The 19,400-nt window shown below is 70.6% G+C and carries 12 protein-coding genes; 2 read left to right on the top strand and 10 right to left on the bottom strand.

What is annotated here, in order from left to right:
- Positions 1–20: 20 nt before the first annotated feature.
- The 8 genes from AB0J21_RS32185 to AB0J21_RS32150 all read right to left on the bottom strand — a co-directional run bounded on the left by AB0J21_RS32185 (position 21) and on the right by AB0J21_RS32150 (position 13,090).
- Complete coding sequence (locus AB0J21_RS32185) at positions 21–770, bottom strand: DUF1684 domain-containing protein (protein ID WP_363149695.1); 750 nt, start codon at positions 768–770, stop codon at positions 21–23.
- A gap of 212 nt (positions 771–982) precedes the next feature.
- Positions 983–1,828 (bottom strand): GNAT family N-acetyltransferase, encoded by an 846-nt coding sequence (locus tag AB0J21_RS32180; protein ID WP_363149694.1) that lies wholly within the window; start codon positions 1,826–1,828, stop codon positions 983–985.
- Positions 1,829–2,505: 677 nt separating this feature from the next.
- Complete coding sequence (ispG, locus tag AB0J21_RS32175) at positions 2,506–3,660, bottom strand: flavodoxin-dependent (E)-4-hydroxy-3-methylbut-2-enyl-diphosphate synthase (RefSeq protein WP_363149693.1); 1,155 nt, start codon at positions 3,658–3,660, stop codon at positions 2,506–2,508.
- Positions 3,661–4,259: 599 nt separating this feature from the next.
- On the bottom strand, positions 4,260–5,561 hold the full coding sequence (locus AB0J21_RS32170; protein ID WP_363149692.1) for a site-2 protease family protein: 1,302 nt from the start codon (positions 5,559–5,561) through the stop codon (positions 4,260–4,262).
- Positions 5,558–6,808 (bottom strand): 1-deoxy-D-xylulose-5-phosphate reductoisomerase, encoded by a 1,251-nt coding sequence (dxr, locus tag AB0J21_RS32165; RefSeq protein ID WP_363149691.1) that lies wholly within the window; start codon positions 6,806–6,808, stop codon positions 5,558–5,560. Before dxr ends, AB0J21_RS32170 begins: the two co-directional genes overlap by 4 nt.
- A gap of 552 nt (positions 6,809–7,360) precedes the next feature.
- On the bottom strand, positions 7,361–8,806 hold the full coding sequence (locus AB0J21_RS32160; RefSeq protein ID WP_363149690.1) for an aldehyde dehydrogenase family protein: 1,446 nt from the start codon (positions 8,804–8,806) through the stop codon (positions 7,361–7,363).
- Positions 8,807–9,109: 303 nt separating this feature from the next.
- Positions 9,110–10,795: a PucR family transcriptional regulator gene (locus AB0J21_RS32155; protein WP_363149688.1), complete on the bottom strand. Its 1,686-nt coding sequence runs from the start codon at positions 10,793–10,795 to the stop codon at positions 9,110–9,112.
- Between the two features lie 420 nt (positions 10,796–11,215).
- Positions 11,216–13,090 (bottom strand): ATP-binding protein, encoded by a 1,875-nt coding sequence (locus tag AB0J21_RS32150; RefSeq protein ID WP_363149687.1) that lies wholly within the window; start codon positions 13,088–13,090, stop codon positions 11,216–11,218.
- Between the two features lie 1,407 nt (positions 13,091–14,497).
- Between AB0J21_RS32150 and gabT the strand changes: the two genes are divergently transcribed.
- A complete protein-coding gene (gabT, locus tag AB0J21_RS32145) occupies positions 14,498–15,829 on the top strand; it encodes a 4-aminobutyrate--2-oxoglutarate transaminase (protein WP_363149686.1) in 1,332 nt (443 codons plus the stop codon).
- 405 nt (positions 15,830–16,234) lie between these two features.
- Complete coding sequence (locus AB0J21_RS32140) at positions 16,235–16,810, top strand: phosphatase PAP2 family protein (protein ID WP_363149685.1); 576 nt, start codon at positions 16,235–16,237, stop codon at positions 16,808–16,810.
- Between the two features lie 274 nt (positions 16,811–17,084).
- On the opposite strand, the gene AB0J21_RS32135 is transcribed toward AB0J21_RS32140, so the two are convergent.
- Together AB0J21_RS32135 and AB0J21_RS32130 are read right to left on the bottom strand one after the other, a co-directional pair.
- Positions 17,085–17,642 carry a hypothetical protein gene (locus AB0J21_RS32135; RefSeq protein ID WP_363149684.1) on the bottom strand — a complete coding sequence of 186 codons (558 nt, stop codon included), beginning with the start codon at positions 17,640–17,642 and terminating at the stop codon, positions 17,085–17,087.
- Positions 17,643–17,791: 149 nt separating this feature from the next.
- Positions 17,792–19,210, bottom strand: coding sequence for an FAD-dependent oxidoreductase (locus AB0J21_RS32130; RefSeq protein WP_363149683.1), 1,419 nt, complete (start codon positions 19,208–19,210; stop codon positions 17,792–17,794).
- Positions 19,211–19,400 lie beyond the last annotated feature (190 nt).

Below are 19,400 nucleotides of genomic sequence, written 5' to 3'. Positions count from 1 at the left end.
ACACGCCGCAGGAGTTGGGTTCAGTGCGCCTGGTGGCCGTCGCGGAAGACGGGGAGCTTCTCGCCGGCCTCGACAGGCAGGTGGAAGCGGTTCTGTCGCGGCGGCATCGGACAGTTGTACTGGTCCGAGAATCCGCACGGCGGCACGAAGGAACGGTTGAAGTCCAGTACGACCTTCTGGGGCCCGGCGACTCCGTCCGCACGGTGCACGAAGAGGAAACGACCCGCCCCGTAGGTGCTGTCGCCATTGGTGGGATCACCGAAGACGAGCAGAAGCGTCCCGTCGTCGTCGAAAGCGCTCAGGGTGTACTCGGCACCGTCCAGGACGAGGGTGATGTCACCCGGCACGGCTAGCTCGCGGGTGCCGCCGTTGTCCCTGATGTGCTCGAAGGGCACCTTGCGCGCACCCTCGACGGGGGCGTAGTCGGCCTCCAGCACCCAGTCGGGACGGTACGGGAAGACGTCGACGCCATCGAAGTCCTGGAGCGCCGGAGCGTTCGCGTCCCAGCGGCGCAGTCCGTACTCGGCCTGCCCACTGACCGGCTCGGTGCGCTCCACCGTGGTTACCGTCACCCCTGCGGGCTGTCCCGCGCGGGCGGCCTCGACGTCCGGCCTCTCTCCGAGCGGCAGCCAGCTCGTCTCGACGAGCGCCAGATTGCCGGTCGGCGCGGTGAGCGCGCGTCGGCGGTCCTCACGCCACGTCTGCCAGGACCGTTCCGCCGCGACCGCGCCGTCGTCGTCCTGCGGGGGCACCGGGGCAGCTTCAGCCATGTCGCACTCAATCACTCGGAGGGGCGCACACCGCGTGAATCTCACCCCAAAGGGATTCCTTTATCTGCGATAAGCGGATCTAATGTCAAATGCATGTACAAGGGATGAGACGTCCCTCACGTCTGCGCCACGCCACATCAACCTCCTCTGGCCCCGGTCGGCGGCTCCCTGGCCGAAACGTTCAGGCGCCCCTGGGCGGCAACGAGCGTGCGTCAGAACAGGACGCTCATGAAGGCGCCCGACTCCTGGAACCCGACGCGCCTGTACGTCGCGCGCGCGGCGGTGTTGAAGTCGTTCACGTACAGGCTGACGACCGGAGCGACGTCCGCGAGGGCGTACCGCAGGACCGCGGCCATGCCGGGCGCCGCGAGTCCCCTGCCCCGGTGGGCCGGGTTGACCCAGACGCCCTGAATCTGACAGACCTCGGTCGTCGCAGCCCCGATCTCCGCCTTGAAGATCACTTCGCCGTTCTCGATGCGCGCGAAGGAACGTCCGGTACTGACGAGTTCAGCGACCCGCGCCTGGTACAGGAGCCCGCCGTCGCCGACGAGAGGCGAGATCCCGACCTCCTCCGTGAACATCGCGACACAGGCGGGCATGAGCACGTCCATCTCGTCCTTCTTGACCCGCCGCACCCCGGGATCGGGGTGCACCGCGTCCGCACGGCGGTCCGTGATCATGAGCGGCTGATTGGCCCGGACTTCGCGCGCGGGCCCCCAGTGCGGCTCCAGCAGGCGCCACAGCTGCCGGGTCGGCTCCACGGGGCCCACAATGGAGGAGCAGCGACGCCCCGCCCTGCGCGCCCGGTCCGCGAACGCCCGTGCCGCTTCCGGCCCGGCACAGATCGGCACCAGGTTGGCGCCCGCGTAGCACATCGAGGTCAGCACCCCGTCGCTGTACCAGCCCCACATCTCGCCGCCGAGACGCCAGGGGTCCAGCCCGGCCACCTGCACCCGCGAGGTGACGAAAGCATTCGCCACGGGCTCGCGCCGCAGGATCGCCAGCGCCGCGTCGAGGTCATCGGGGTCGAGGACCCTGGTAGTGGTCTGTGTCAACACGTTCGAAGGGCCTCACCGTACGGGCTACTGATTTCCGCACTGTACCCGGGAGCCCTGAACGCCGCCCCAGAAGCAGTCCAGGAGGGGCCTGGGCCTCCCTCTGGCGCCTACCGGGCCCCAAAGGCGCCCGGAGCCGGTGGGCAGCGAGGGGGCGGGGGCGACGGCCGCCGAGGCCGGGGTGCGGCCGCATGCGCAAGGCGCGGAATCGCGTACGCGTCAGAGGCGCGAAGGAGCGGGAAGGCCGGCGCCACGCGGAGGGCGGAATCACATAGAGGGGCGGCGGCACGTGGCATATGCGACGGGGCGCGAGGCGGCCACTTGGGTATCACGTAGCTGGGAGAGCATGCGCAGGCGGCAGGGCCGTTTCTACTCCAAGGGCATATGCCACGGAGCGACGGATCATCCCGCCGGGGGGAGGCATTCATCCATGCCGACCTGAACGGTCCGCGCGCCCCGTCACATATGCCACGGAGCGCAGGGCACGGAAAGTGCTCCCCGGCCCCCACCACATCCAAAACGGCATCCCGAGACACGCCCCGTCCCGCACCACTCGCAGCAGCCAGCCCGCCGCGCGCAATGCCGCACGCCGCACGCCGCACGCCGCACGCCGCACGCCGCACGCAAGACCATGCCAAGCGAGGTGAGGCGAGGCGAGGCGAGTGCCGTCCTGAGACCGGTCAGCTGATCGAGACCTGCGGCTCGCCGGAGGCGATGCCGTCCTTCTCCATCTGCTCGGCGATCTTCTGGGCCTCTTCGATGAGGGTCTCCACGATCTTCGACTCCGGGACGGTCTTGACGACCTCGCCCTTCACGAAGATCTGCCCCTTGCCGTTGCCGGAAGCGACACCGAGGTCCGCCTCGCGGGCCTCGCCGGGGCCGTTCACGACGCAGCCCATGACGGCCACCCGCAGCGGCACCTCCATGCCCTCAAGCCCGGCTGTGACCTGATCCGCGAGCTTGTAGACGTCGACCTGGGCCCGGCCGCAGGACGGGCAGGACACGATCTCCAGGCGCCGGGGCTTGAGGTTCAGCGACTCCAGGATCTGAAGGCCGACCTTGACCTCCTCGGCGGGCGGGGCCGACAGGGACACCCGGATCGTGTCGCCGATGCCCTCCGCCAGCAGCGCGCCGAACGCCACAGCGGACTTGATCGTGCCCTGGAACGCCGGGCCCGCCTCGGTCACACCGAGGTGCAGGGGGTAGTCGCACGCCTGCGCCAGCTGGCGGTAGGCGTTCACCATCACCACGGGGTCGTTGTGCTTGACGGAGATCTTGATGTCGCGGAAGCCGTGCTCCTCGAAGAGCGACGCCTCCCAGAGCGCCGACTCGACCAGGGCCTCGGGCGTGGCCTTTCCGTACTTTTCGAGCAGACGCCGGTCGAGCGACCCCGCGTTCACCCCGATGCGGATCGGCACACCCGCAGCGCCGGCGGCCTTCGCGATCTCACGCACCTTGTCGTCGAACTGCTTGATGTTGCCGGGGTTCACGCGGACGGCGGCACAGCCGGCGTCGATCGCGGCGAACACGTACTTCGGCTGGAAGTGGATGTCGGCGATCACCGGGATCTGCGACTTGCGCGCGATCACCGGCAGTGCGTCGGCATCATCCTGAGTCGGACAGGCGACACGGACGATCTGGCAGCCGGATGCCGTGAGTTCGGCGATCTGCTGCAGCGTGGCTCCGATGTCGGAGGTGCGCGTCGTCGTCATCGACTGGACCGACACGGGAGCGCCACCACCCACGGCGACGTTCCCGACCTGGATCTGCCGGCTCTTCCTGCGCTCGGCGAGCTGGGTCGGAACGGACGGCATTCCCAGTGAAATCGCAGTCATCTGCAGTGCAACCCCAACGTATGGATATAGGTCCCGGTTCGGCGGGCTCCGACCCCGAGATTACGTCACTACCGGATCGGCGGGACACAGGCCCGGTTCGCGTCCACCGGATCGTCAGCCGACTGACACCTGACGGTGCGGCTCTGCCCGCGGTACGTACAGCAGTCTGTCCGTAACAGCAGTCGCAAGAGTCCGCCTCCGTTACACGCCTCGACGGTCATCCCAGCACGCGTCGTCCCAGCACGCGCGCACCGTGGAATATGCCACGTCGCCGCGCCCAGACGTCATCCACTGTCACAACGTCCACCATGTCCCCGCGTCCACCGCGCCTCCGCGCCTTGAACGTCGCGAACGTCGCGGGGGAACACCCTGCGCGGCGGCACGATCACATGTCGCGTGCACGCCTTCTCCTTCGAGTACCACTCATGGCGCTCATGCCACGACCTGCCACGGCGTCCCGTCTGTGTCGCGGCCTCCAGCACCGTCAGACCGTTATGAAAGAGCGCCCCGTACCCGCGAGATGCCGCGGGTACGGGGCGCGAAGAGCGCGAGCGGAGCGAGGAAGCCGGGTCGGACAGTCCCCCGGGGCTCCCGCCCGCTCAGGTGATCTTGACGGGATTCACGAGGTCGGCGATGAAGACCAGGAGGGTGAAGCAGACGAAGATCCCCGCGACGACGTAGGCGACCGGCATGAGCTTGGCGACGTCGAACGGACCGGGGTCGGGCCGCTTCAGCAGCCGCGCCGTATGACGTCGCAGCGCCTCCCACAGCGCGCCCGCGATGTGCCCGCCGTCCAGCGGCAGAAGCGGCAGCATGTTGAACAGGAACAACGACAGGTTGAACCCCGCGACGAGGAACAGCATCATCGCGATCTGATTCTCGGGCGGAATGTCCAGCGTGAACACTTCGCCGCCGACCCGTGCCGCACCGAGGACACCCATGGGCGAGTCCTGCTTGCGCTCCCCGCCGTCGAACGCCGCGTTCCACAGATCCGGGATCTTGGAGGGCAGGGCGACCATGGACTCGACACCGTTGCGCATCATGGTGCCCATCTGGTCCACGGACTGGCCGAAGGACTGCTGGACGATGCCGGAGGCAGGCGTGAAGCCGAGGAATCCGGCGGTGACGTACTTGCCCTCCTCGATGCCGCCGCGGCCGTCGGTCTTCGCGACCTGGTTCTCTATGACGTCCGCATGCAGCGTGCGGCGCGCACCGTCCCGCTCCACCGTGATGGTCGCTTCACCGCGGGAGGCGCGGATACGCGACTGGAGGACTCCGTAGTCGTCGACGGGCCGGCCGTCGTAGGCGACGATCTTGTCTCCGGGCTTCAGGCCCGCCGCCTTGGCCGGGGCCGGGGTGTCGCCCGCGGCGCATTTGTCACGGTTCTCGCTCTGCGCGATGACGCAGTCGGAGACCGTGCTGACCGTGGTGGTCTGGGTATTCAGCCCGAAGGTCATCAGGACACCGAAGAAGATCGCCACGGCCAGGACCAGGTTCATGAAGGGTCCGGCGAACATGACGATGACGCGTTTCCACGGCTTGCGCGTGTAGAACAGCCGCTTCTCGTCGCCCGGCTCCAGCTCCTCGAACGCGGCGGAGCGGGCGTCCTCGATCATGCCGCGCCAGGGCGACGTGGACCGCGCCTCTATCCGGCCGTCCGGCCCGGGCGGGAACATCCCGATCATGCGGATGTAGCCGCCGAGCGGTACGGCCTTGATCCCGTACTCGGTGTCGCCCTTCTTACGGGAGAACAGGGTCGGCCCGAAGCCGACCATGTACTGAGGCACCCGGATCCCGAACAGCTTCGCGGTGGAAAGATGCCCCAACTCGTGCCACGCGATCGAGAAGAGGAGTCCGATTACGAAGACGACTATGCCGAGAATCGTCATCAGTGCGGTCATGCACGTGCCTCCGCTGTCGCTTTCGCCACCAGTTCACGAGCCCGGATCCGGGCCCATGTCTCCGCTTCCAGGACGTTCCCGAGCGTCAGAGAAGTTCCCCGCGCGGGGCTGCCGTGCTCGGCGACTACCGCCGTGACGGTCTCCATGATCGCGTTGAACGGCAGGCCGCCCTTCAGGAAGGCGCCCACGCACTCCTCGTTGGCGGCATTGAACACCGCCGGCGCCGTCCCCGCGAGCTGCCCCACGTGCCGGGCGAGTCCCACGGCGGGGAACGCCTCGTTGTCGAGGGGGAAGAACTCCCAGGACGAAGCCTTCGTCCAGTCGAACCCGGCAGCGGCGTCCGGCACCCTGTCCGGCCAGCCGAGCCCGATCGCGATCGGCCCGCGCATGTCGGGCGGGGTGGCCTGGGCGAGGGTCGAGCCGTCGACGAACTCGACCATGGAGTGCACGTAGGACTGCGGGTGCACCACCACCTCGATGCGCTCGAAGGGGAGGTCGTAGAGCAAGTGCGCCTCGATGACTTCGAGGCCCTTGTTGACCAGTGTCGCCGAGTTCACGGTGATCACGGGGCCCATGGCCCAGGTCGGGTGGGCCAGCGCGTCCTCGGGCGTCACCCGGGCCAGTTCCGCCTTCGTACGACCGCGGAAGGGCCCGCCCGAGGCGGTCACCACGAGCTTGCGCACCTCGTTGCGGGAGCCGGCCGCCAGCGCCTGGAACAGCGCGGCGTGCTCGGAGTCGACGGGGATGATCTGTCCCGGCTTGGCGAGCGCCTTCACCAGCGGACCGCCGACGATGAGCGATTCCTTGTTCGCGAGCGCGAGCGTGCGCCCGGCCTGCAGCGCCGCGAGGGTCGGTGCGAGGCCGATGGAACCGGTGATGCCGTTGAGCACCGTGTGGCAGGCGGAGCCCGCCAGCTCCGTGGCGGCGTCGGGGCCGGCGAGGATCTCGGGCAGCGGCTCCGTCCCGTACTGCGCCGTGAGCGCCTCACGCAGCTGCGGTACGACGTCCTCCCGCGCCACCGCTACGGTGCCGGCCTTGAGCAGGTACGCCTGCTCGGCGAGGAGCCCCACCCGGCCCCCCGCGGCGGACAGCGCCGTCACGCGGAAGCGGTCGGGGTTGCGGAGCACCAGGTCCACGGCCTGGGTGCCGATGGAACCGGTGGAGCCGAGGACGACGATGTCCCGGACACCTACGGACGCGTCGTAGCGGAGATGCGGATCGGCGAGTGGAGCAGGACTGTCGGTCATCCCCCCATTCTCGCCATAAGAACTGTGTGGAAGGACAGGGAGCCCGGTAAGTCACCCGGCGGGCGGCGTCCACCGCACGGAGCCGGTGGTCGCGAGGCCCCCGCCGAGACGAGGCCGGCACGGTTCCGGCCTCGAACTTCAGGAGCGCCGCCTCATGCGCGGCGGCAGGCGACTGTCGGCACAGTCGTCCCCGCCGCGTGGCGGGAGTCACCCGGGATCGCCGCGTTCGCCCGTTGACGCGGACGGGACATTCGCGACATCCACGCGATGTGGTCCGCCGGACTCGCCGCCGTCCAGGCCGGTTGATACCGGCCGGCGACGAGGCATTCCCGCCCGTCCGTGACCCACGCGACGGGGCCGCCGATGCCGGGGTACGTACTGACGACGGTGCGGGGACGGGGCCCGGGAAAGCGCCCCGTCCCCGCCTGTCCGCCCCGTCCAGCCCTGCCCCCCTCGTCCCGTCCTGTCCGCTCCTGTCCGCCCCGTCACCGGGCGACGACCACGCCGTACTTACAGCCGCGGGCTGTCGCTGCTCACGGCTGCACTTCGCCCCTAAAGCTGCACGCTGGTGAAGACCATGATCCGTTCGTAGGTGTAGTCCTCCATGGCGAACCGCACACCTTCACGGCCCACGCCGGAAAGCTTCGCGCCGCCGTACGGCATCTGGTCGGCGCGATAGGACGGGGCGTCGCCGATGATGACGCCGCCCACCTCCAAGGCGCGATGCGCGCGGAAGGCCGACTGCACGTTGTGCGTGAAGACGCCGGCCTGCAGCCCGTACTTGGAGTCGTTGACCGCGGCGTAGGCCTCTTCCTCCCCCTCGACCCGTACCACGGACAGGACAGGTCCGAAGACCTCCTCGCACGCGAGGGTCGTGTCTGCGGGCAGGTCGGCCAGGACGGTGGGCGCGTACGTCGCCCCGTCGCGGCGTCCGCCGGTCAGGAGGTTCGCTCCTGCCCGTACTGCCTCGTCGACCCAGGACTCGACCCGCTGCGCGGCGTCCTCGCTGACGAGCGGACCCACCTCGGTCGCCGGGTCGGAAGGATCACCCGTGGTCTGGGCCTCGACCGCCTTGACGATGCGGGGTACGAGGCGGTCGTACACCGCGGCGTCGGCGATCACTCGCTGCACCGAGATGCAGGACTGCCCACCCTGATAGTTGGAGAAGGTGGCGATCCGGCCAGCCGCCCAGTCGAGGTCCTCGTCGGAGGAGTAGTCAGCGAGTACGACGGCTGCGCCGTTGCCGCCGAGTTCGAGGGTGCAGTGCTTGCGCGGAACCGAGTCCATGATCGCGTAACCGACCTTCTCGGAGCCCGTGAAGGAGATGACGGGCAGCCGCTCGTCCTGGACGAGCCGCGGCATCCGTTCGTTGCCGACCGGCAGGACCGACCAGCTTCCGGCCGGAAGTTCCGTCTCCGCGAGGAGTTCGCCGAGGATCAGCGCGGAGAGCGGCGTGGCGGGCGCCGGCTTGAGGATGATCGGGGTGCCCACCGCGAGAGCGGGAGCCACCTTGTGGGCACACAGGTTGAGCGGGAAATTGAACGGGGCGATACCGAGTACGACGCCACGCGGGAAGCGGCGGGTCAGGCCGATTCGGCCCTCACCGCCTCCGTCGGTGTCGAGGCGCTGGGCCTCTCCCCCGTTGAAGCGTCGTGCCTCCTCCGTCGCGAAGCGGAAGACCGAGACAGCGCGGCCCACCTCGCCCCGTGCCCACTTGATCGGCTTCCCGTTCTCGGCGGAGATGAGCTGGGCGATCTCCTCGGTGCGCTCCGTAAGTCGTCGCGCGACGTGCTCCAGGGCCGCGGCGCGCACATGGGCGGCAGTGGCGGCGAACTCGTCCCGGACCGCGTACGCGGCCGCTACGGCCTCTTCGACCTGATCCTCGGTGGGCACGGCGACCGTACCGACGAGGCGCCCGTCCCAGGGCGAGGCGACGTCGAATGTGGTCTCGCCCGTGGCCTCTCGGCCGGCGAGCCAGAAGGCGTGGTGGGAAGTCATCGCGAGTCCCGGCCCTTCCGCAGTGGGTGTGGGTGGTGCGCCGTTGCCTCGTGCAGCGTCGCCCGGAGACCAAGGTCTCCGGGCTCACCGTAAGGGCTGCCCCGCGCCCCGTCGTTTGTCCGCTACGGAGCAGCCGGACAGGATGATGTGCCGTTATGGCGTGACGGAGATACCGGTGCTCTCAGCGCGTACGCGGCGCTGCTGCACCGACGCGACAGCATGTACTCGTCACGCGCTCGCCCCGCACACCGCCGGGACGGGGCGCGGATTGCGTACGACGTCACGTCGCCCCGTGGGTCGACGTCAGGGCATCCCGCCGGGGAACGTGGTCGCCTTCAGGGCGAGCCACAGCTCCATCCGTACGTCGGGGTCGTCCAGGGAGCGTCCCAGGATCTCTTCCACTCGGCGCATGCGGTATCGCAGCGTGTGCCGGTGTACGCCGAGTTCAGCGGCTGCGGCGTCCCACTGGCCGTGGTGAGCGAGCCAGGCGCGCAAGGAGGCGACAAGGTCGCCACGTCCGGTCGCGTCGTGGTCGTGCAGAGCCCGCAGCATGCCGTCTGCGAAGGCGCGTACCGCGTCGTCCGCCAGGAGAGGCAGGACCGAGCCCGTGGCGAGTTCCTCGTGCTCGACGAGCACTCGACCTCTGCGACGGGCCACGGAAAGGGCCTGCTCCGCCTGCTTGTACGCCGCGGCTGCCGCGATGGGGCCGGCCGGAGCGGACAGTCCGATCACGAGGTCCTCGTCCCCCGCCGAGGAGGAGGCGTCACGGGGGTGCCGCGCGGCGTCGTGCGCCGCGGCGTACTGCGAGCAGGCGGCTGCGACGGCTCCCCGGTCCACCGCGAGCAGGATCAGGCGCTCACCGTCCTGCACGACGAGGACGGGCTCCGGGGCGCGGGCGGCGGCGCTCTCGACGATTTCGACGAGCGGATTGAAAACAGCCCCTGCGGTGACGTCTTCACCTGTCCCGGCGCGCGTCGTGCGTGCCCCCGGGCGCGACGAGTGGACTGCCGTCCGCCCCGTCACCGCACCGTGACCCCGGGCCGCGGGGGCTGCCGCGGCGTCGGCGATGATCAGACGAAACGGGGCGTCGAGGAGGGGACCGTACAGATCCCCCGCCGCTGCCCGTGCGTGATCGGACTCACCGGCGAGCAGCATGCCGAGCACAGCGGCTCCGATGCGCTGCTCCGCGGCCTGGAAGGCACGCGAACGCTCGGTCGTGAGCGTGAGGAGCGCGATCGCCGCGTGCAGGGCGTACCGCTCGGCGGTGCCGAGCGTGCCTTCGGTACCCACGGCCAGGGCCGCGCGTGGGCGGCGTCCCGTCCCGAGGGAGTGCAGTTCCACGCGGTCCTCGGCAGCGGCGACCACAGAACTGGCCGGCGCGGGACGGTCGCGCAGCCGCTGTACGTCGGCGGTGAGATGTCCGGCGCGGCGGGCGGCCCATTCCGGCGCCGCGGCCACGACGGCGCCGGACGCGTCGTACAGCGCCGCCCAGCCGTCGAGCTGTGCCGCGAGTGCGGCGAGCAACCCTTCGGGACCAGGGCCCAGTGCTTGTTTGGTGAGTTCGCGCTGGGCGGCGAACCCGGCGGTGACGGCGCGGTACTGCTCGGCGGCGATCGCCGCCGACACGGCCTTGCTGATGGCGAGGAACGGCGTCCTGCGCGGCACTTCGAGCAGCGGGAGGGACTCCGCCTCGGCTGCGGCGATCAAGGCGTCCGGCACGTCCTCGTAGTTGACGCCTACCGCGAACCCCAGCCCCGCCACGCCCGCCTCGACGAGCCGCCGCACGTACCCACACATCGCGTCGGGGTCCTCGGCGTCGAGCTTGAGCGCGGTGATGAGCAGCAGTTCGCCGCCGTTCATGTACGGAACGGGATCGGCCAGCTCGCTGACATGCGCCCACCGCACGGGGGTGTCCAGCTTGTCCTGCCCGGCGCGCACCTTGAGCTTGAGCGCGGAGTGCTGAACGAGTGAGGCGAGTGTGGGCGGCATGGAACCTTCCGACCTTAGGACGGGGCATACGGGGCGGGTACCGAGCGGATGCTCCCCAGGGCCTGTGGGTATCTCCAGGTATGGCCGACATGTATGAACGGACACCGTCGATTGTGCCTCACTGTATGGAACGACCGACCTGCGCGGCGCAGCACCCATACGCGGGGAGCGTGGAGGGCGGAAAAGAACTGGTGCGGAGGTTTGAGTACGGAGCGAGACAGAAGTGAGACAGAAGAGACAAGCGTGGTCTCACGTCGTCTCACGCTGGCTCTGGGCGCGATGGGGCGCACGGTACGAAAGCGCCTGCTCTTGACCGGTCTTCCTGCCCCGCTGCGCCGTCGACGGCGCAGGCACAGGCACAGGCGGGGCCCCGACGATGTCCCGAGGCCACCGAGGCGGCAGCGGCAGGCGCCGGACGGCTCAGTGGCGAAGGTCGACGAGGAGCGGCGGCGCGTGTTCACCGCGCACCGTGGTGAGGGAGAGCACGGCGTGGCCGGGCGGTACGGCGTGGGCGAGTTCGGAGGCGGACCAGCGTTCCCGCTCCACCTGCCGCACCGTGACGGACTGTGCCGTGGGCGCCTTCCCCGTGATCGCCTTGCGCAGGAAGTGCGTGACCTTGGCGAGCGGTTCGTCCGCGACGATCTGCCTGTCGGTGACGTCGCGGATCTCCCGCCACTCCTTGCCCCACGTCTCGGCGAAGTCCTGGCCGTCCCACGGTGTGACGCCGGAGAACGCCATGCGGCACCCGGCGGCTCCGAGGAGCGGGCCGCGCAGCGCGCGAGGTACGTCGTCCAGCGTGCGGAGGGTGAGGACGACGCCGGCGTAGGCCGAGCGCATGGCCTGGATCGCCCGCACCGTCTCCGGCGTGACGGCACCCGCGGCGTCGTCCAGGACGAGGCAGGCGAACAGTGACCTGTCCTGACGAACGCTGACGCTCGCGGTGAACTGGGCGAGGACGAGACGGGCGATGATGGCGGAAGCCTCGGTGTGCCCCCGGGCCGGCAGATCGATCCGTACGCGTACGGGGTGGTCCAGAGCCCGCAGCGAGAACGGCCTGCTGCGCCCGGAGGTGTCGAAGAAGTCGGCGAAGGCCGGCCTGTCGAGCAGGGCGATGCGGTCGGCCAGTTGAGCCGCCGGGTCCCCGGCGTGGCCCGACTGGCGCTCCCGCGACTCCAGGTCGCGCACCATCGCGGCGCGCCCCGCCTTGGACAGGGCATCGCGCAGTGCCTGGAGGGGCCCCGGCGCCCCGTCGAGCAGTTCTCGCAGTTCCGGCACGGAGGGGAAGCGTCCGTGGACCGCGTGGAAGGGGCCGATGAGCTGGGCGAGTACCGTCGCGGGCCGACGGGTGTCGCCGGTCCCGTGCTGGGCGGCCAGATCGCCCACGAGCGCTTCGGCGAGAACGGCTGCGGCTTCGTCGGCGTCGACAGCGCCGCCGTAGAGATCGAGGTCGTACACGGACTCGGGCCTGCTGATCTTGATGACGACGTCGTAGTCCTCGTCGCGTCCAAGACCGGCACCGGCCGCTCCGACCACGACGACCGAGGTGCGCCCCGCGAGGGCTTGCAGGCAGAGCGCCTCGGCCAGGGGGCGCACCAGTTGCGCGGTCTTGCCGGCTCCCGCGGGCCCCACCGCGACGAGCGAGGTTCCCAGGATCTCCGAGCCGAGGGCGAGACCGAGCTCCCGGTACGCGTACGGGTTGTGGGGATCGTCGGCAGCGGTGCCGATACGCACCTGCCCCGTGAACAGATCGTGCCGGGCGGCCCGGCCCGCGAGGTCGCGCTGCCCGGAGGGGTGCGGGCAGGCCGCCGCTCCGTCACGCATCACCTCGGCCTCGAAGGCGCTCGGTGACTGCCATCCCGCCCGCACCGTCTGCCAGGCGCGGACGAGACGGGCATGATCCACGTCGCGCATCCGTCCCTCGCTCGCCTCAGCCGCGAGGCGGTCGGCCGCCGCGTGGGCCCCCGCGGCTCGGAGTTCCGGCCAACGGACGGGATCTTCCTCGGGCGACGGTGACGGTGCCTGCGACGGGGCAGCGGGGCGCCAGGCCCGGGGGCCGTAGCGGCGCCAGACCTCCGCCCAGCGCCCCAGCCGTCCGACGACGATCACGATGATCAACGTGACGACTGCGTAGTAGAGGTAGGCGACCACGACGGCGCCCAGTGAGTGCCCCCTCACCGCCGCGTCGGGGACCATGGCCCACATCGGGGCCAGCCACCACGTACCGCCGAGGTAGCCGTTGAACAACAGCGACCACACGAGCCAGCCCACCAGGAGCGCCAGTGCGGCGCCGCTCATGAGTTGCCGTGCCGGGAGCGGCTCCGGCTCGTCGACGGGGCGGGGAACGTGCCCAAACCGCCAGATACCGGGGGCTGCCGGGGGCCGGGGCGTCCGGAGCCACGTAAGGAACGTCGCACCGGGGGCCGACCGCCCTTCTTCGACCGCACCGGGCTGACCGGGCTCCCACTGCGGACGGGGCAGCAGACCGGGCGGCTGAGCCGGTGGGGGCGGTACGGAATGTGCGGGCAGCGGCGCGCGGCGCGGGGGCGGCGGAACAGGTGCGCCGGGTCGCCCTCCGTACGCCTCCGGCGCGACGCCCCGGTCCCCCGGCGAGTCCGCGTCCTGGCGCGACACGTACGGCCCCTCCTGCCCTGGGAAGGACCGGTTCGCTCTGCCGGGGCCGTCGTCGGGGGGCTCGGCGACGGCGTCGCGTGCGGGGCCCTGTCCCTGCGGCGGGAACCCGTCGGCAGTGCTCTCGACGGAGGACACGGCGAAGCCGCTGCGCCCCGTCGGCGTCTCTTCGCCGCCGCGCCCCGTCCGCGCCCCGTCCGCGGTGAGACCCGTCCGCAGTGCGTCGCCTTCTTCTACGGTGCGTCCCGGTACGGTGCGTCCCGGTACGGTGCGTCCCGGTTCCGCGGTGCGCCCCGGGCGGGCGGAACTGAACGGTTCCGACGCCCCTTCCTCCGTCACCCACACGGCGTAGGGGTCCGGCTGCCCGGCGGCGGGCCCACCGGCCGTGCGGGACGTCGCGTCCGCATCCAGTCCGTGCGCCTCGTACCTGCCGTCCGCTTCCATGGCCTTGCCCCCTGACCTGCCGGTCCACCGTGACGTGCCGCTCGGCACGGGTCGATCGCGGCTCAATCTAGTGTCCCCGCAGCCGTGAGAGGCCGATGCTCGCCTGAAAGGAAGATTTTCGGCCCCCGCCGTCCGGGCCCCGGCCACCACGAACCAGGAGCGGAACGGGTGACCGTGGCCGGGCTGCCCTGACGCTTCGTGGCCCTCTCCGACCGACGATCCGTCTACGTCCCGCGGCGCGCCGTGGACGATGAACGCGCCATGAGCGACGTGGAGGGACATGGCGTCGTGCGCGACGCGGCGTGACGGCATGACGCGGCATTGGGCTCGTGCGCTCAACATGCAGCACCACGGACAACGCTCAGCCTGCGAGCCGGCAGCACCCAGCAGTGACGCACCGGAGTGTCCATCACGGACAACGACGCCGCCCCACTTCTCCCGAACGGCACATCCCCCGCACTGCCCGGCCGCTCTAGCCTGCGAACAACGAACTGGAACCGCGGACGCGCCGTGAGACGACGGAGCCCCGCACCACCCGGACCGCGGTGCCGACGGCGAACGTCGCGCGGCGGTCCGGTTCCCGGGTCCGCGCACCCGGATCATGGAATCCCAAGGATCACAGGAGCCCTCATGAGCGCCATTCCGCAGGAGCGCCGCGTCGTCACTGCCATCCCCGGGCCGAAGTCCCAGGAGCTTCAGTCCCGCCGTGCCGCCACGGTGGCCGCAGGCGTGGGCTCCACGCTGCCGGTCTTCGCGGCCCGAGCCGAGGGCGGCGTCCTTGAGGATGTCGACGGAAACCGATTCATCGACCTCGGCTCCGGGATCGCCGTCACCACCGTCGGCTCGAGCGCGGAGGCCGTCGTCCGGCGGGCCACCGCGCAGTTGGCGGACTTCACCCACACGTGTTTCATGGTCACGCCGTACGAGGGGTACGTCGCCGTCGCCGAGCAGCTCGCCGAGCTGACGCCGGGCGACCACGAGAAGAAGTCGGCCCTCTTCAACTCCGGGGCCGAGGCCGTCGAGAACGCCGTCAAGATCGCGCGCGCCTACACGAAGCGCCAGGCCGTCGTCGTGTTCGACCACGGCTATCACGGCCGCACGAACCTGACGATGGCTCTGACCTCGAAGAACATGCCGTACAAGAACGGGTTCGGTCCGTTCGCCCCCGAGATCTACCGCGTGCCCGTCGCGTACGGCTACCGCTGGCCGACGGGGCCGGAGAACTGCGGCCCCGAGGCGGCGGCCCAGGCCATCGACCAGATCACGAAGCAGATCGGTGCCGACAACGTCGCGGCGATCATCATCGAACCGGTGCTCGGCGAGGGCGGCTTCATCGAGCCGGCCAAGGGCTTCCTCCCGGCGCTGCGGCAGTTCGCGAGCGAGAAGGGCATCGTGTTCGTCGCCGACGAGATCCAGTCGGGCTTCTGCCGCACCGGCCAGTGGTTCGCGTGCGAGGACGAGGACATCGTCCCTGACCTCATCACGACGGCGAAGGGCATCGCGGGTGGCCTGCCGTTGTCCGCGGTGACGGGGCGCGCCGAGATCATGGACGCCGCCCACTCCGGCGGCCTCGGCGGCACCTACGGCGGCAACCCGGTGGCCTGCGCCGCGGCGCTCGGGGCGATCGAGACGATGAAGGAGCTGGACCTCAACGCCAAGGCCCGGCGCATCGAGGAGATCATGAAGGAGCGCCTCGGCGCCCTCCAGGAGAAGCACGAGATCATCGGTGACGTTCGTGGACGCGGCGCCATGATCGCCATGGAGCTCGTCAAGGCCGGGACGAAGGACCCGAACCCGGAGGCGACGGCGGCCCTCGCCAAGGCGTGCCACGCCGAGGGTGTCCTGGTCCTCACCTGCGGAACCTACGGCAACGTCGTACGCTTCCTTCCGCCGCTGGTCATCGGTGAGGAACTCCTCAACGAGGCCCTCGGCGTGGTGGAAGAGGCGTTGGCCGCGCTCTGAAGTCCCGCCCCGTGTGACCTGCGGTAACCAGCGGACACTGTGAAGAAGGTGTGGGGGGGCGATGGGGGGATGACCGTGCACCTGTCGGACGGCTCGCTGCCTGTCGTAGGTTCGGGACAGATGAGAGAAACACCCCGTTCGCAGGCGACTGCGGGCGGCGCCCGGACGGGGCTTCCCCGGTTTCGTCCTGGCTGTGCCTTCGCGCACACCACCGGAGCCGACAGCTCCGGAAATCCTCACCGATCGGATGGCCGCCCGCCCCACACCCCCCGGGGCGCGCGGCACCCCGGTCCTGGCGGACGCCCCGGAACCACCCCCCCTGTTCCGGGGCGTCCGGCTGCCGTCCTGACGGTCGCTCTGCTCGTCTTCGCAGCGATCAGCTGGCAGATCGGCGTTCATGGCCCGGTGCGCCGCCTGGACGAGCGCCTGGGGGTCGACGTGCACGACCACGGACTCCTGCCCCGCGGCCTCGCGGAGTTCTTCTCGGACCTGGGCAACAGCGGCGTCGCGCTGCCCGTTCTGGCTCTCGTCGTCGTGAGTACGTCCTGGTGGGCACGGCGCCGGTCGGTGTCGCGCTGGTGGGGTCCCGGGACCGCCGCCGTGTCGGTGATGGTGGCCGTCCCCCTCCTGGTCGTTCCGCTGAAGGAGTTGTTCGACCGTCCGGGACAGCCCACGGCCGAAGGACTGGGTTACTACCCGTCGGGTCACACCGCTACGGCCACGGTGGCCTACGGAGCCTGCGTTCTGCTCGTTCTTCCGCACCTACGGGGTGGTCACCGGACAGCGCTGCGCCGGGGCCTCGTCGTGGCCTGGGCGCTCGTGAGCCTCTGCGTCGGGTACGGCCTGGTACGCCAGGGTTACCACTGGCCGTCGGACGTCGTGGCCAGCTGGTCTCTCGCGGGCGCGCTGCTCCAGTGCCTGGTGCTCGGGATCGGGTTCTCGGCATCGGACGAGGGCACGTCGCGCTCGGAGGGCCCGTGACGGACTGAGCCGTAGAGGTGCCCGACGACGGGAGCGAGGCGCTGGAAAGAGCCCCTCGGCGGTCCTGACGGTGCGGACACCCCGCCCCGCCACGGACTCGCGCAAGGACGGCCGGGACGGCGCGCCAAAGCGGGGCGCGCGTGTCGCTGCCGGGAGGTGCCAGGAGGTGCCAGGAGGGCTTGGACGGCGCCACAGGGAAGCCGGCCCGCCGCGGTGCCTCCTCCTGCCGCGTGCCGATTCCCGGCGCCACTTGCAGCCCGCAAACGAGCCACCGTCACCCTTCCCCAGCGCCGCCCCGTTCCGTTTCCACGCCGCCCCGTTCCGTTGTCCCGCCGTCGGCGTCGGGGAAGGGCGGCGCGCTCCTCTCCCTGCCCTTCGTGGACATGCGGACCGCCGCCTCGTGCATGGCCAGTTCCAGGACGACGGGGTCGGTGAGGGTTCCCGAGCTGTCCGGCGGGACGAGCCAGTGAACGGAGCCCGAGGTGACATCCGGGCGTGGCACGACGATCCATGTCCCGTTTCCCGCGCCCCGTACGCCGGTACCGATCCAGTGGGCGGCGGTCCCTGCGGGGACGAGAAACCCGATCCGGGACTCGTCGGAATCGGCGAGGACGGGGCCTGGCCGGTCGAGAATGCCGTAGAGGACGTCAAGCGTCAGCCGGCCCAGCTCGCCTCCCAGGACGAGCACGTCCCAGACCCGCCCGGCGGGCAGCAGCACGACGCCGAACGGATCGCTCTCCCAGGCGCGCAGGCACGCCTCGGGATCGAACGCGGCCGATGCCAGCCATTCGGTTGCGGTCCTGTCGTCTCCGGCGCCGGTCGTGGCCGTCATGGTGGGAGCCTCCTGCCGTGATCCCGCGCGGCGTTCGTCGCAACGCCGCGCCTGTCACGAAGGAGAGGGCTCCACCGCCCCGGCATTACGCGACTTCCACCGCCCCGTAGGCGTGAGACCTGTCACACGGGGCGGCGGACGGGGCGACGTCAGCTGTCGAACCCGAGGCCGAACCTGTCCATGGCGCGCAGCCACAGGTTGCGGTGTCCTCCGTTCCGGTCGGCGTGTGCCAGCGACCGCTTCGTCAGCTCGATGCCGGCCCAGGCGAAGGGCTCGGGCGGGAAGGGCAGCGGCTTGGTCCGCACCATCTCCAGCCGAGTGCGCTCCGTGTCCTCGCCTCCCAGCAGATCGAGCATGACGTCGGCTCCGAAGCGCGTCGCGGCGACGCCCAGCCCCGTGTAGCCCGCCGCGTAGGCGACCCGCCCACCGTGCGCGGTGCCGAAGAACGCCGAGAACCGTGAACACGTGTCGATGGCTCCACCCCAGGCGTGCGTGAATCGCAGCCCCTCCAACTGCGGGAAGCAGTGGAAGAACTGGCCGGCGAGCTTCAGGAAGGTGGCGGGCCGCTGGTCGTGTTCGGCGCGCACCCTGCCGCCGTACGGATAGATGGCGTCGTACCCGCCCCACAGGATCCGGTTGTCGGCGGACAGGCGGAAGTAGTGGAACTGGTTGGCACTGTCGCCGAGCCCCTGCCTGTTCTTCCAGCCGATCGAATCCATCTGCTCGTCGGAGAGCGGCTCGGTCATGAGCGCGTAGTCGTACACGGGCACGGTGTACGGACGCAGCCGCCGCACCAGGGAGGGGAAGACATTGGTGCCCAGGGCGACCTGCTGGGCCACCACCCGCCCGTACGGTGTCCGGACGGCCATCCCTGCGCCTGCCTTCGCGAGATCGAGGGCGGGAGTGTTCTCGTGGATACGGACACCCAGCGCGAGGCAGGCCTCCTTGAGTCCCCAGGCGAGTTCGGCCGGGTTCAGGATCGCGACGCCGCGGCGGTCGTAGAGCCCGGCGAGGAAGGTCGGCGAGTCGACCTGCGCGCGCAGGGCGTCGCGATCGAGGAACTCCAGGCCACTGAAGCCGCGGTGTTCGGCGGCCTCGTGCAACTCGCGCAGCTCTGCCACCTGGTGCGGCTGGGTGGCCACGTCGATCTCCCCGGTGCGCTCGAAGTCGCAGTCGATGCCGTAGCGGGTGAGCGACTCCTCGATGGCGTCCAGATTGCTCGCTCCCAGCGCCTCCAGCGTCTCGATCTCCTCCGGCCAGCGCTCCAGGCCGTTGGGCAGGCCGTGCGTGAGTGACGCCGCGCAGAACCCGCCATTGCGTCCGGACGCCGCCCAGCCGACCTCCTTGGCCTCGACGAGCACGACCTCGCGCCCCGGATCGCGTTCCTTGGCGCGCAACGCGGTCCACAAGCCGCTGTAGCCTCCGCCCACGACCAGGAGATCGCCACGTGCGTCGCTGATCAGCGCGGGTTGCGGAGCGGGCCTGCCGGGATCGTCCAGCCAGTAGGCGACGGGCCTGGCCTCGGCCAGCGAGACGTTCCAACGGCTACTCATGGCGCTCGCGGCCATGATGTCAACTCCCTACGGGCGTGCCTGAGGCACGGTTGTGCGGATGGTGCGGGTGGTTACGGAGGGCCGCTCCCGATCCCCGTAAAGGGGCGACGGGGCGACGGGGCGACGGGGCGACGGGGCGACGGGGCGACGGGGCGACGGGGCGACGGGGCGACGGGGCGACGGGGCGACGGGGCGACGGGGCGAC

The sequence above is a fragment of the Streptomyces sp. NPDC049954 genome, from assembly GCF_040656295.1.
Taxonomy (GTDB): domain Bacteria; phylum Actinomycetota; class Actinomycetes; order Streptomycetales; family Streptomycetaceae; genus Streptomyces.
Note: the sequence above shows the minus strand (reverse complement) of the source record. Positions and strands in the feature narration are given on the sequence as shown.

Coding starts and splice junctions, on each gene's coding strand:
- AB0J21_RS32135 (WP_363149684.1), bottom strand. CDS start 17,642: ATGACGGCCACGACCGGCGCCGGAGACGACAGGACCGCAACCGAATGG.
- dxr (WP_363149691.1), bottom strand. CDS start 6,808: ATGACCGACAGTCCTGCTCCACTCGCCGATCCGCATCTCCGCTACGAC.
- AB0J21_RS32170 (WP_363149692.1), bottom strand. CDS start 5,561: ATGACCGCACTGATGACGATTCTCGGCATAGTCGTCTTCGTAATCGGA.
- AB0J21_RS32155 (WP_363149688.1), bottom strand. CDS start 10,795: ATGCCGCCCACACTCGCCTCACTCGTTCAGCACTCCGCGCTCAAGCTC.
- gabT (WP_363149686.1), top strand. CDS start 14,498: ATGAGCGCCATTCCGCAGGAGCGCCGCGTCGTCACTGCCATCCCCGGG.
- AB0J21_RS32130 (WP_363149683.1), bottom strand. CDS start 19,210: ATGGCCGCGAGCGCCATGAGTAGCCGTTGGAACGTCTCGCTGGCCGAG.
- AB0J21_RS32150 (WP_363149687.1), bottom strand. CDS start 13,090: ATGAGCGGCGCCGCACTGGCGCTCCTGGTGGGCTGGCTCGTGTGGTCG.
- ispG (WP_363149693.1), bottom strand. CDS start 3,660: ATGACTGCGATTTCACTGGGAATGCCGTCCGTTCCGACCCAGCTCGCC.
- AB0J21_RS32160 (WP_363149690.1), bottom strand. CDS start 8,806: ATGACTTCCCACCACGCCTTCTGGCTCGCCGGCCGAGAGGCCACGGGC.
- AB0J21_RS32185 (WP_363149695.1), bottom strand. CDS start 770: ATGGCTGAAGCTGCCCCGGTGCCCCCGCAGGACGACGACGGCGCGGTC.